Raw genomic sequence first — 13,191 nt, 5'->3', positions numbered from 1 at the left:
CGGTCCGGGCGCACCAATTCGGGGACGGATGCTAACGCACCTGCTCATTTGCACAAGTTTTTTGGGCAATAAAAAACCCGCTTTCGCGGGTCTTTTATTATGCCAACTGCGGCTGCACGCTCAGCGGCTTGAGTGGCAACAGCGGTGCATGCGGATCGGCCTGGACCGACTTGCGCCACGCACCCAGCCACTCAGGGTGACCTTCGCTCCAGACCTGCTCATGCAAGCGAGCCAATGCTACCGGGTCGCTCAGCAGCTGTACCCGCTCATTGTTGGTCAGGCCTTCAGGCCCGACTTTCATCGCGTGCCGGACCCGCTCGACCCGCAGCCATTCGATCGGCTCGGCCTCACGGTGACGCGAGGTCGCCAGCGAACACGCCAAGGCGTTCTGCTGCGGATCGACCACCGAACGGACGAAGCCGTCGTTCAACGCATGCCAGCGGTTTTCGTGGGTGTACTGGTCGGTGGCCAGCAGTGCCTGCGGTGGATTGTATTCCTCAGGGATCAGGAACAGGCTCTCGTCACGGGACTTGAGGCCCAGGCCGACACGGCTGGAAATTACCGACACCGGGATCGACAACATCAGCGAACCGACGATCGGTACCAGCCACCACAGGAAGCTCGGGTTCAACCAGATCACCAGCAGCGCCCAGAAGAAACCCAGCAACGTCTGCGGACCGTGGCGCTTGACCGCTTCGCTCCACGGCGTGGAGTCGTCGTCACGCTGTGGCGAGTTCCAGGTCGCGGCCCAGCCGAGGAACGCGGCGAGCACGAAACGGGTGTGGAAAATCATCCGCACCGGCGCCAGCAGCATGGAGAACAGCATCTCCAGCAGCATCGACAAGGTCACCTTGAACTTGCCGCCGAACTCTTTCGCGCCCTTGGCCCAGATCAGGATGATGCTCAACAGTTTCGGCAGGAACAGCAGCACGACCGTGGTCGAAAATAGTGCGATCGCCTTGTCCGGGTGCCATTGAGGCCACAATGGATAAAGCTGGCGCGGTTCGAGGAAGTACTGTGGCTCCATTAGCGTATTGACTGCCAACAGCGCAGTGGACAGCACCAGGAAGAAGAACCACAACGGCGCCGACAAGTAGGACATCACGCCGGTCAGGAACACGGCACGGTGCACCGGGTGCATGCCCTTGACCAGGAACAGGCGGAAGTTCATCAGGTTACCGTGGCACCAGCGACGGTCACGCTTGAGTTCGTCCAGCAGGTTCGGCGGCAGTTCTTCGTAGCTGCCCGGCAAGTCGTAGGCAATCCACACGCCCCAACCGGCACGGCGCATCAGCGCGGCTTCGACGAAGTCGTGAGAAAGGATCGCACCGGCAAATGCGCCTTTACCCGGCAATGGCGCCAAGGCGCAGTGCTCGATGAACGGCTTCATGCGGATGATCGCGTTGTGGCCCCAGTAGTGGGATTCGCCCAATTGCCAGAAGTGCAGGCCGGCGGTGAACAGCGGACCGTACACGCGGGTGGCGAACTGCTGCATGCGTGCATACAGGGTGTCCATGCCCGACGCACGTGGCGCGGTCTGGATGATCCCGGCGTCCGGCGTGGCTTCCATCAGGCGTACCAGACTGGTCAGGCACTCGCCGCTCATTACGGAGTCGGCGTCGAGCACGACCATGTACTTGTAGTCACCACCCCAGCGACGGCAGAAGTCGTCGAGGTTGCCGCTTTTACGTTTCACACGGCGACGGCGGCGACGATAGAAGATCTTGCCGAAGCCCTTGGCTTCGCGGCAGACGTCCAGCCAGGCTTGCTGTTCGGCGACGCAGATGTCGGCGTCGTTACTGTCGCTGAGGACGAAGAAGTCAAAGTGATCCAGGTCACCCGTGGCTGCTACCGATTCGAACGTTGCACGCAGACCGGCGAATACCCGAGGCACGTCTTCGTTGCAGATCGGCATCACCAGTGCGGTGCGCGCATCCTTCGGAATCTGCTCGTTGCCAGCACTTTTACCGGAGATGCGGTATTTATCGTGACCGGTGAGCAACTCGAGGAAGCCCATCAACGCAGTCCAGAAACCGGCCGATACCCAGCAGAACAGAATCCCGAACAGGATCAGGATGCTGGTCTGCAACGCATACGGCAGCACTTGCGTGGCGGTTTGCAGCAGCGGCTGGTGCAGGACTTCTTCAAGGTCGACGAACGACCAGCCCTGGTACGGCATGAGGCCTTTCATAAACCAGCCGGCGACGATGGTCTGACCGAGCATCAGTACCAGCAGAATGTAGCGACGGATCGAACCGACCGTGCGCCAGCGCGCCGCCGGCAGTACGTTCTCATCCTTCGGCGGCTTCGGCGGGTTGGTGCGGCCAGTCAGGCGACGCCAGCCACGCACTAGAATATTGGTACGCCACGGTTCCGGCACGACCTTGGTCCGGCGAATCGGTGGGGTCGCCTTGAGGACGACCCGACCACTGACGTCGAGCGCCAGCATTTCGGCGTCCTGCAGCTCTTCGGCGGTGCTCAGGGTCAGGCGCTTGCCGACCGATGCCTGGGCGGCATCGGTCGGGGCGTCGAATGTCGCAGACGACAACCGCTCGTGCAATTCGCTGAACGACTGGCAGCCCGCAAGTTCCGCGCGCTGCTGGTCGGTCATCGGCAGATGTGCCAGATACTCGGAAAGCGTCTCTGGCTGTACTTGAGAATTACTCATCGGCAGGCAACTGGTAGCTCCAGGTCTCGGTCAGGACTTCTTCAGTCGGTGCCGATTCCGGTGTGGCTGGGACCGCGTCGGCAGCAGCAGGCTGCTTGGCGTCTTTGTTGTTCGCCGTGTCCTTGGCATCTGCGACTGGCTTGGCCTCGGCCTGCTTGGCTTCGGCTGCCTTCGCTTCCTTGTCGGCTTTTTCCTGCTGCTTGGCGGCGACCTTGTCGGCCTTGGCAACGGAGGAGTTCGACACTGGAAGCGAAGTCTTGGCCAGATCGGCTGGCACGATGCTCTGCACCAGTGCAGCACGCATTTCGGTGGCCTTGCCTGCGTCCTTGATCTTCATCCGCAGGGTCAGGCGCCAGCCCTTGGTCTCAGGGTTGTAGCGCACGCTGTTTTCCACCAGCTCGGCGTTGTCGCCGACGCTGACCTGACTGCGAACGTCCGCATCTGCCGGCAATGCCGCCAGGGACGGACCTTCGAAGTCGACCAGATAGGCAACGCTGCCGTCCGGCTGACGAATCAGGTTGGACTGTTTGACGTCACCGGTGGAACGCAGGGTCTGCTTGACCCAGGCGCTGTCAGGAGCATGAATCGAGGCTTCGTCCATGGTCCAGTGCATGCGATAGGCAAAGTCCAGCGGCTGGCCAGGCTCCGGCATCGTTTCCGGGCTCCAGAAAGCCACGATATTGTCGTTGGTTTCGTCGGCGGTCGGAATCTCTACCAGATCGACGGAGCCCTTGCCCCAGTCGCCTTGCGGTTCGATCCAGGCGCTTGGGCGCTTGTCGTAGCGGTCGTCGAGGTCTTCGTAGTGACTGAAGTCACGGCCACGTTGCAGCAAGCCAAAGCCACGCGGGTTCTCGACCGAGAAATTGCTCACCGCCAGGTGTTTCGGGTTGTTCAGCGGACGCCAGATCCACTCGCCGTTGCCGGCATGGATCGCCAGACCGCTGGAGTCGTGCAATTCGCGGCGATAGTTCAGCACTTTCGACGGCTGGTTGGCACCGAACAGGTACATGCTGGTCAATGGCGCGATGCCCAGTTTGCCGACCTTGTCACGCAGGAACATCTGCGCCTTGACGTCGACAATGGTGTCGCTGCCCGGACGCAAGGTCAGGCGATAGGCACCGGTCGCCCGTGGCGAATCCAGCAGGGCGAAGATCACCAGATGCTTGTCGCCCGGTTTCGGCTGTTGAATCCAGAACTCGCGAAAACGCGGGAATTCTTCGCCGGACGGCAATGCGGTATCGATCGCCATGCCGCGAGCGGACAAACCGTAGACGTGACCCTTGCCGACCACGCGGAAGTAACTCGCGCCCAGCATGGTCATGATTTCGTCTTGCTTGTCAGCCTTGTTGACCGGGTACAGGACACGGAAACCGGCATAACCGAGTTGTTCGGTGGCCTTGGGATCGAACTTGACGTCGCCGAAATCGAAACGACTCGGGTCGTATTTGATCTCTTCGACGGTGTTCGCCGTGATTTCGTTGATTTTCACCGGCGTATCGAAATGCATGCCCTGGTGATAGAACGACAGCTTGAACGGGGTCTTCTGGTCGGCCCATTCGGCTTTTTCAGTCAGGAAGCGAATTTTCTGATAGTCGGCGAATTTCATTTCGCGAAATTCGTTCGGCAGGTTACTGCGCGGAGCTTCGTACTTTTGCCCGGCCAGTTCTTTTGCCTTGACCGATACATCATCCAGACTGAATGCCCAAAGCTGGCCGGCGCTGAGCAGGCACAGCAGTGCCGAGCCCGCCATCAATGCGCTACGAAACCGTTTGGCAGTCAATTTTGGTGCGTTACAGGGACTAACAATCACGAGCAACCCTCGCCGAAAACAGATCAAAAAACCAACGGCCAGTTAAAGGGCCTGCAGGTATCCGGTACGAAAAACCGGCCCTGCGGACCACTCTTGCCAAGTTGGCGAGCATTGTTCCGACTCCGCTGGGGCAAAATGATTCCCCAATCGGATACAGACAAGTCTCTACCTAAGTCAAAATGGACCAACGAACGCTGATCCCCGTAGCGCGCGATTATCTAGTAGGCCGCGTTACAACGCATCAGGGGTAACAAAGTATTTATCGGGAAAAACGCCTGTTTACAGTCGAAAAGCGCTTAAAAAGATGTTTCAAGCGCTTTCAGGTCTGTAACAGGAAGGTAACCGGGCCGTCATTGACCAGGTGCACCTGCATATCCGCGCCGAATCTACCTGATGCCACAGTGCCATGCACCTGTTTCGCTTTGCTTAATAGATAGTCGAACAGCTCCTCGCCCAAGGCCGGGGGGGCCGCGGTCGAGAAACTCGGTCGCAACCCGCTCTTGGTGTCGGCGGCCAGGGTGAACTGCGAGACCAGCAGCAACCCGCCACTCACATCCGCCAGGGACAGGTTCATCTTGCCCTCAGCGTCGCTGAACACACGATAGTTAAGCAGCTTATTGAGAAGTTTGTCGGCGCTGGCCCGCGTGTCGTCCGGCTCGACGGCTACCAGCACCAGCAAACCCTGGTCGACCGCGCCGACCACCTCCCCTGCTACCTCGACTCGCGCGCCGCGCACGCGTTGCAGCAAGCCCTTCATGCTTCGTCAGGCGACAGGTCGAGCAAGCGCCGGGCCATTCGATCGGCAGCGCGTACCAATGCATCGGTGATCCCCGGTTCGGCGGCGGCATGGCCCGCGTCACGGATTATTTGCAGTTCGCTATTCGGCCAGGCCTGGTGCAGTTCCCAGGCGTTGTCCAACGGACAGATCACGTCATAGCGACCATGGACGATCACACCAGGCAAGTGGGCGATCTTGCCCATGTCGCGAATCAGCTGATTCGGTTCGAGGAAGGCGTTATTGGTGAAGTAATGGCATTCGATGCGGGCGATGGACAACGCACGCTGCGGCTCGGAGAATCGATCGACCACCAGCGGGTTCGGACGCAACGTCGCGGTCCGGCCTTCCCACGTGGACCAGGCCTTGGCCGCGTGCATCTGGGCGATCTGATCGTTGCCGGTGAGTCGTTTGTGGAAGGCGCTGAGCAAATCGCCGCGCTCGTCCAGCGGGATCGGCGCAACGTAGTCCTGCCAGTAATCGGGGAACAGACGGCTGGCACCCGCCTGATAAAACCATTCGATTTCCTGCGGGCGGCAGAGAAAAATCCCGCGCAGGATAAGCCCGTGCACGCGCTCCGGATGGGTTTGTGCGTAGGCCAGCGCCAGGGTCGAACCCCAGGAACCGCCGAACAGCACCCACTTGTCGATACCCAGATGTTTGCGAATCCGCTCAAGGTCGGCGACCAGATCCCAGGTGGTGTTGTTTTCGAGGCTGGCGTGGGGGGTGGAGCGACCGCAACCACGCTGATCGAAGGTCACGATGCGATACAAATTGGGATCGAAGAAGCACCGACTCTGGGCATCGCACCCGGCGCCGGGGCCGCCGTGAATGAACACCACCGGCAAACCTTCCGGTGAACCGCTTTCGTCGACATACAGCGTGTGGGTCTCATCGACGGCCAGATCGTGCCGGGCGTGGGGTTTGATCTGCGGGTACAAAGTCTGCATTGCGCGCTCCGTAAGGGGTCGAGGTCATCCCTGGGGGGACTTCTATTATTCTGCCGTTGGGCATCATAAACCCGAATTACGTCAATGAGCATGTACTTGCTGGATCGTAAATTTGCCGCCAGAAAACCTGTGGGAGCGAGCCTGCTCGCGAAGAGGGCGTGTCAGGCGCTATCCATGTTGACTGACCCACCGCATTCGCGAGCAGGCTCGCTCCCACAGGGTTATGTGTTGTAGTGCTTTTCGCCCCAGGCCAGCAGGCCTTGCAGCAGTTCCTTCAAGACCACTCGCGTCGGTTCCGCCAGATCCGGCCGATAGCGGAACGGCTCGAACTCTTCCATGTAGGTGCACTGGCCCAACTCCAGTTGCACGGCATGAATGTTTTCTGCCGGATTGCCGTAGTGACGAGTGATGTGCCCGCCCTTGAAGCGTCCGTTCAGCACATGGCTGTAGTCCGGGTGACCGGCGCAGATCGCTTCCAGCTGCGAAGCCAGTTGCGGATCACAACTGGCGCCGCTGAAGGTGCCGAGGTTGAAATCCGGCAGCTTGCCGTCGAACAGGTGCGGGATGATCGAGCGGATCGAGTGCGCATCGAACAGCAGCGCGTAGCCGAACTCGGCTTTCAGACGCGCCAGCTCGTTCTGCAAGGTGCTGTGGTACGGCGTCCAGATCTGATTCAGATAGGTCGCGCGTTCTTCTTTCGAAGGCTCCATTCCCTCACGGAACAGCGGAATACCGTCAAACAGCGTCGCCGGGTACAGACCGGTGGTGGCGCCAACATACAAAGGCTTGTCGTCGGACGGCCGGTTCAGGTCGATGACGAACCGCGAGTATTCGGCGGCCAGGGTGCTGGCACCCAGTTCGGCGGCGAAATCGTAAAGCTGCGGAATGTGCCAGTCGGTGTCCGGCAGGCTTTTCGCGTCCGGGATCAACCCGGCTTCGACTGCAGGAGTCAGGCGCACACCGGCGTGGGGCATGCTGATCAGCAGCGGCACGCGGCCTTGTTTGAAGTTCAGAACCTTATCCACAACTGCTCTCCTAAACGCTCGTTTCGACGCCGTGACGCACGACGCGTTTTTCCAGATCACCGCCCAGCCAGTACGACAGGTCGGCCGGACGATCAATTTGCCAGGCGACGAAATCCGCGACCTTGCCAGCCTCGATCGAACCATGAGTGTCGGCCATGCCCAGTGCGGTGGCGGCATGAATCGTCGCGCCTGCCAGGGCTTCTTCCGGGGTCATGCGGAAACAGGTGCAGGCCATGTTCAGCATCAAACGCAACGACAGCCCCGGCGAAGTGCCTGGGTTGAGATCGCTGGCGATGGCGATTTTTACACCGTGCTTGCGCAAGGCATCCATTGGCGGCAATTGAGTCTCGCGCAGAAAGTAGAACGCTCCTGGCAGCAACACCGCGACAGTGCCGGATGCGGCCATGGCGATGGCATCTTCTTCGGTCATGAATTCCAGATGATCGGCGGACAGAGCGTGGTAACGCGCCGCCAGGCTGGAACCATGCAAGGACGACAACTGCTCAGCGTGCAGCTTCACCGGCAAGCCAAGTTTCTGCGCGGTGATAAACACCCGTTCAACCTGCGCAGGCGAAAAGGCCAGGTATTCGCAGAAGGCATCCACCGCGTCCACCAGCCCTTCGGCTGCCAGGGCCGGAAGCATTTCGCTGCAGATGTGTTCGATGTAGTCGTCGGCGCGGTCGGCGTACTCCGGCGGCAAGGCATGAGCGGCCAGGCAGGTGCTGCGCACGCTGATCGGCAGTTCGGCGCCGAGGCGACGGGCCACCCGCAGCATCTTGCCTTCGTTGGCCAGATCGAGGCCGTAGCCGGACTTGATTTCGATGCTGGTGACGCCGTCGCGCATCAGGCTTTTCAGACGTTTGGCAGCACTGGCGAACAACTCGTCTTCGGACGCTAAGCGGGTGGCGCGCACGGTGCTGGCGATGCCACCACCGCTGGCTGCGATTTCCGCGTAGCTCACACCTTGCAGGCGCTGCTCGAATTCGCCACTGCGATTACCGCCGAACACCGTATGGGTGTGGCAGTCAATCAGACCAGGCGTCACCCAGGCCCCGTTCAAATCGGTGACGGCCGGGTATTCGCCGGGCGGCAATTCACTGCGCGGGCCGACCCACTCAATGTGCGCACCGGACGTCACAATGGCCGCGTCCTCGATGACCGAGTAGACGCCTTGCGCCATGGTTGCGACGTGGCAGTGTTGCCAGAGAGTTTTCATCCGTGGCCTCCGTTAGGTTATCGATGAGAAAAAGAAGGTTCCTGCTCCACCAGTACCGCCTTCCCTGCCGCCGGTTTGACCCACGTCAGGTAGGCCAGCACCAGCAAGACAACCCAAACCACACCGACGATCAGAGCCGCCTGGGTGTCCGGGAAATAGGCCAACACGCCGAAGATGAATAGCATGAAGGCAATCGCCGCCATCGGCGCATAGGGGTAGAACGGCACCGGAAATTTCAATTGCGCGATCTGCTCGGCACTCATTGAGCGACGCATGGCCACCTGGGTACACAGAATCATCAGCCAGACCCACACCGTGGCGAAGGTCGCGATAGAGGCGATGAGCAGAAAAACGTTTTCCGGAATCAGGTAATTCAGCAATACGCCCAGCAGCAGCGCGCTGCTCATCACCACGACTGTCAGCCAAGGCACGCCGTTGCGAGACAAACGGGCGAAGCCTTTCGGTGCGTGTCCCTGCTGAGCCAGGCCATACATCATACGGCCCGCGCCGAAGATGTCGCTGTTGATGGCCGACACCGCCGCCGAGATCACCACGATATTAAGGACGGTAGCCGCCGAACTGATCCCCAGGTTGTCAAAAATCTGTACGAACGGGCTGCCTTGGCTGCCGATCTGCTGCCACGGAAAAATCGACATCAGCACCAGCATCGTCAGCACGTAGAACAACAGGATGCGCAGCGGTACGGCGTTGATCGCCCGGGGCAGCACATGCTGCGGATCTTTGGCTTCACCGGCCGTAACGCCGATGATTTCAATGCCGCCAAAGGCAAACATCACCACTGCAAACGATGCGATCAGACCGCTCATGCCATTGGGCATGAAGCCGCCCTGGGTCCACAGGTTGCTGATATCGGTTGCTTGTGCACCGGGGGCGCTGCTGATGCCAAATAACATGATGCCGAAGCCGCCAAGAATCATCGCAACGATGGCCCCGACCTTGAGCAGCGACAACCAGAACTCCATTTCACCGAAGACTTTGACGTTACACAGGTTCAAGCCGCCCACTACTGAAACGATGCCCAGCACCCAGATCCAGCGGGAGACTTCCGGAAACCAGAAGCCCATGTAAATACCGAATGCAGTCACGTCGGCCATACCGACGATGACCATTTCAAATGCATAGGTCCAGCCGAGGATAAAGCCCGCCATCGGTCCCAGATAAGTGCTGGCGTACTGGCCGAATGAGCCGGCCACCGGGTTATGCACGGCCATCTCGCCGAGGGCGCGCATGACCATGAACACCGCTGCACCGCCGATCAGGTAAGCGAGCAGGACCGCGGGGCCGGCCATTTGAATGGCCGAGGCAGAACCGTAAAACAGCCCGGTGCCGATCGCCGACCCCAGTGCCATGAAGCGAATATGTCGGGCAGAGAGCCCGCGTTTGAGTCCTTTTGTTTGCGTTTGCATTGCTCGTCCCTAATTATTTTTATCGACGCAAAATCGATTCGCTGGCAAGCCAGCTCCTGTAGGAGCGAGGCTTGCCCGCGAAGAGGCCATTACAGGCTAGGCAGCAACTTCGCCGTGATCAGCTCGTTCAGGCAACGGGTCGCCAACAACTCACTGGCGGCATTGATGTCCGGAGCGAAGAAACGGTCTTTCTCATAGAAAGGCACTTCTTTACGCAAAATCGCCCGCACCTTTTCCAGTTTTGGCGAAGTCTTCAGACCATTGCGCAAATCCAGGCCCTGAGCCGCCGCCAGCCATTCCACCGCGAGAATGCCACGGGTGTTTTCGGCCATTTCCCACAGGCGCTTGCCGGCGGCCGGCGCCATGGACACGTGGTCTTCCTGGTTGGCGGAAGTCGGCAGGCTGTCCACCGAATGCGGATGGGACAGCGCCTTGTTCTCGCTGGCCAGAGCGGCCGCGGTCACTTGAGCGATCATGAAACCGGAGTTCACACCGCCATTGGCCACCAGGAACGGCGGCAGTTGCGACATGTGTTTGTCCATCATCAGCGAGATGCGACGCTCGCTCAGGGAGCCGATTTCAGCGATCGCCAGCGCCATGTTGTCAGCAGCCATGGCCACTGGTTCAGCGTGGAAGTTACCGCCAGAAATCACATCGCCTTCAGCGGCGAACACCAGCGGGTTGTCGGAAACGGCGTTCGCTTCGACAGCCAGCACTTCGGCAGCTTGGCGGAACTGGGTCAGGCAGGCGCCCATGACTTGCGGCTGGCAGCGCAGGGAGTACGGGTCCTGGACCTTTTCGCAGTTTTGGTGCGAGTCGGACACTTCACTGCGCTCACCCAGCAGATCGCGGTAAGCGGCGGCAGAGTCGATCTGGCCTTTCTGGGCACGGGCGGCGTGGATGCGAGCGTCAAACGGCGAACGCGAGCCCAGTACCGCTTCGACGGTCAGGCCGCCCAAGGCCAGGGCACCGGCGAACAGATCTTCACCTTCGAACAGACCGCGCAGGGCGAAAGCGGTGGACACCTGGGTGCCGTTCAGCAGCGCCAGGCCTTCTTTCGCGGCCAGGGTCAGCGGGGTCAGGCCAGCGATTTTCAGCGCTTCGGTGGCTTCCATCCACTCGCCCTTGTAGCGGGCCTTGCCTTCACCCAGCAGCACCAGCGACATGTGCGCCAACGGTGCCAGGTCGCCGGATGCACCCACCGAACCTTTCAATGGAATGTGCGGGTAAACCTCGGCGTTGATCAGGGCGATCAACGCGTCGATTACCACGCGGCGGATACCGGAGAAACCACGGCTCAAGCTGTTGACCTTGAGCACCATGACCAGGCGCACCAGTGCATCGCTGATCGGCTCGCCGACACCGGCGGCATGGGACAGCACCAGCGAGCGCTGCAGGTTTTCCAGGTCTTCGCTGGCAATGCGGGTCGAGGCCAGCAGGCCAAAACCGGTGTTGATGCCGTAAGCGGTACGGTTTTCAGCGAGGATCTGTTCCACGCAGGCAACGCTGGCTTCGATCTGGGCCGCAGCGCTGTGATCGAGGGTGATTTTGACCGACTGCTGATAGACATCACGCAGTTGGGCAAGGCTCAGTTGGCCGGGAGTCAGGTTTAGCGCAGTCATTTTGTGCTCCTTTTGAGAGATGTCTTCTTCATGAATGAAGAGTACTCACCAGACGCTCCGGAGATGTCCGTTGTCCGTCGCGTCTCGCCTGTAGGGGAGCCGCGCCTTGGCACGCTGGTGTTGTGGAAAAATCAGTTCAAATTCGGTAACGCTTTGTGCAGCAAAATCGGGTCTTTCAAAACGCTGGCAGCAGCGGCGATATCCGGTGCCAGCCAGCGATCCTGGTCGTAGGCAGGAACGCGCTCACGCAGCAGACGCCACGCCGCATCGGTGCCGGCGCCGAAGCGTTGCTCTTTCAGGAATTCAAACGCCTGGGCAGCCAGCAGATACTCGATCGCGAGGATCTGCGTGCAGTTTTCCAATGCGCGATGCAGCTTCAGCGCGGCGTTGGTGCCCATGCTCAGGTGATCTTCCTGCAGGCCCGAGGTGACGTAGTTGTCGAGCACTGCCGGTTGCGCCAATTGGCGGTTTTCCGCGCATAGCGAAGCGGCGACGTATTGCACGATCATCATCCCGGAGTTAACCCCCGGATTGGCCACCAGAAACGCCGGCAGACCACTGACGTGCGGGTTGATCAAACGGTCGAGACGACGCTCGGCAATCGAGCCGATTTCGGCCATGGCGATGGCCAGCAGGTCCGCGGCCAGCGCTACGGACTGGCCGTGCGGGTTGGCCTGGGAAACGACGCGGTAGTTGTCCGCCGTGCCCAGCACCAGCGGGTTGTCGGTGGCGCTGTTGAGTTCGGTTTCGATTTGCTTGATCGCGTGTACCAGTTGGTCGCGAGCGGCACCGTGCACCTGCGGAATCGAGCGAATGCTCAGGGCATCCTGGGTGCGAATGCCTTTGCTCTGGGCAATCACTTCGCTGCCGTCGAGCAACGCGCGCAGGTTGATGCCGACCTGCTGCATGCCCGGGTGCGGCTTGAGCGCAATGATCTCGGCGTCGAAGGCGTCAATCTGACCGCGTTGGGCTTCGAAGCTCATGGCGCCGATCACGTCGGCCCATTCCAGCAGGCGCGTGGCATCGGCAATGGCCAGGCAGCTCAGGCCGGTCATGCATGGCGTACCGTTGACCAGGCACAAACCATCCTTGGCGCCGAGTTGTACCGGTTGCAGGCCCTCTTCGGCCAATGCCTGTTGCGCCGACACGACCTGCCCGCGATAGCTGACGTTGCCGACACCCAGCAGAGTGATGCTGATGTGGGCCATGTGGGTCAGGTAACCGACCGAACCCTGGGACGGCACTTGTGGAGTGATGCCGCGATTGAGCAACGCCAGCAACGCTTCGACCACCCGGCGATGCACGCCGGATTTGCCCTGGGTGAAATTGAGGATCGCCGCACACATGATCGCGCGGGTCTGCTCGTCGGCCAGTGGCGCACCCACGCCACAAGCGTGACTGAGCAGGGTATTGCGGGACAGTTGGCTCAGTTGTTCGTCTTTGAGCGACACGTTGCACAAGGCACCCAGACCAGTGTTCACGCCATAGGCGCGTTCGCCGCTGGTGACGATGCGCTGGACGATTGCCTGGGCATTGTCGATGCGTGCCCAGGCCTGCGCCGACAGCTCAAGCTGTGCGCCATGGCGGGCTACGGCAACCACATCCTGCCAACGCAACAGGGCATCGGCGATAACGATTTTTTCAGCCTGGGACATCATTAACCTCGTGCGTACAACCTGAATGTTGATGCAGCTCTAC

Annotated in this window: 9 protein-coding genes; all 9 read right to left on the bottom strand. The window is 60.4% G+C overall.

Annotated elements, in window-relative coordinates; genetic code table 11:
- Positions 1-97 precede the first annotated feature (97 nt).
- Positions 98-2,668 carry a glucans biosynthesis glucosyltransferase MdoH gene (gene mdoH / locus ACA054_RS01755; RefSeq protein WP_497687918.1) on the bottom strand — a complete coding sequence of 857 codons (2,571 nt, stop codon included), beginning with the start codon at positions 2,666-2,668 and terminating at the stop codon, positions 98-100.
- Positions 2,661-4,418 carry a glucan biosynthesis protein G gene (locus ACA054_RS01750; protein WP_497690230.1) on the bottom strand — a complete coding sequence of 586 codons (1,758 nt, stop codon included), beginning with the start codon at positions 4,416-4,418 and terminating at the stop codon, positions 2,661-2,663. Before ACA054_RS01750 ends, mdoH begins: the two co-directional genes overlap by 8 nt.
- A gap of 379 nt (positions 4,419-4,797) precedes the next feature.
- On the bottom strand, positions 4,798-5,235 hold the full coding sequence (gene dtd / locus ACA054_RS01745) for a D-aminoacyl-tRNA deacylase (protein ID WP_497687917.1): 438 nt from the start codon (positions 5,233-5,235) through the stop codon (positions 4,798-4,800).
- Positions 5,232-6,203 carry a prolyl aminopeptidase gene (gene pip / locus ACA054_RS01740; protein WP_497687916.1) on the bottom strand — a complete coding sequence of 324 codons (972 nt, stop codon included), beginning with the start codon at positions 6,201-6,203 and terminating at the stop codon, positions 5,232-5,234. Before pip ends, dtd begins: the two co-directional genes overlap by 4 nt.
- Positions 6,204-6,424: 221 nt before the next feature.
- Positions 6,425-7,228 carry an N-formylglutamate deformylase gene (gene hutG, locus ACA054_RS01735; RefSeq protein ID WP_497687915.1) on the bottom strand — a complete coding sequence of 268 codons (804 nt, stop codon included), beginning with the start codon at positions 7,226-7,228 and terminating at the stop codon, positions 6,425-6,427.
- Between the two features lie 10 nt (positions 7,229-7,238).
- Positions 7,239-8,444 carry an imidazolonepropionase gene (gene hutI, locus ACA054_RS01730; RefSeq protein WP_497687914.1) on the bottom strand — a complete coding sequence of 402 codons (1,206 nt, stop codon included), beginning with the start codon at positions 8,442-8,444 and terminating at the stop codon, positions 7,239-7,241.
- A gap of 17 nt (positions 8,445-8,461) precedes the next feature.
- On the bottom strand, positions 8,462-9,871 hold the full coding sequence (locus tag ACA054_RS01725) for an amino acid permease (protein WP_497687913.1): 1,410 nt from the start codon (positions 9,869-9,871) through the stop codon (positions 8,462-8,464).
- A gap of 89 nt (positions 9,872-9,960) precedes the next feature.
- Complete coding sequence (gene hutH, locus ACA054_RS01720) at positions 9,961-11,493, bottom strand: histidine ammonia-lyase (RefSeq protein ID WP_497687912.1); 1,533 nt, start codon at positions 11,491-11,493, stop codon at positions 9,961-9,963.
- Between the two features lie 131 nt (positions 11,494-11,624).
- A complete protein-coding gene (gene hutH, locus ACA054_RS01715) occupies positions 11,625-13,148 on the bottom strand; it encodes a histidine ammonia-lyase (protein ID WP_497687911.1) in 1,524 nt (507 codons plus the stop codon).
- Positions 13,149-13,191: the final 43 nt, after the last annotated feature.

It is taken from the genome of Pseudomonas sp. LBUM1653, from assembly GCF_059716115.1.
Note: the sequence above shows the minus strand (reverse complement) of the source record. Positions and strands in the feature narration are given on the sequence as shown.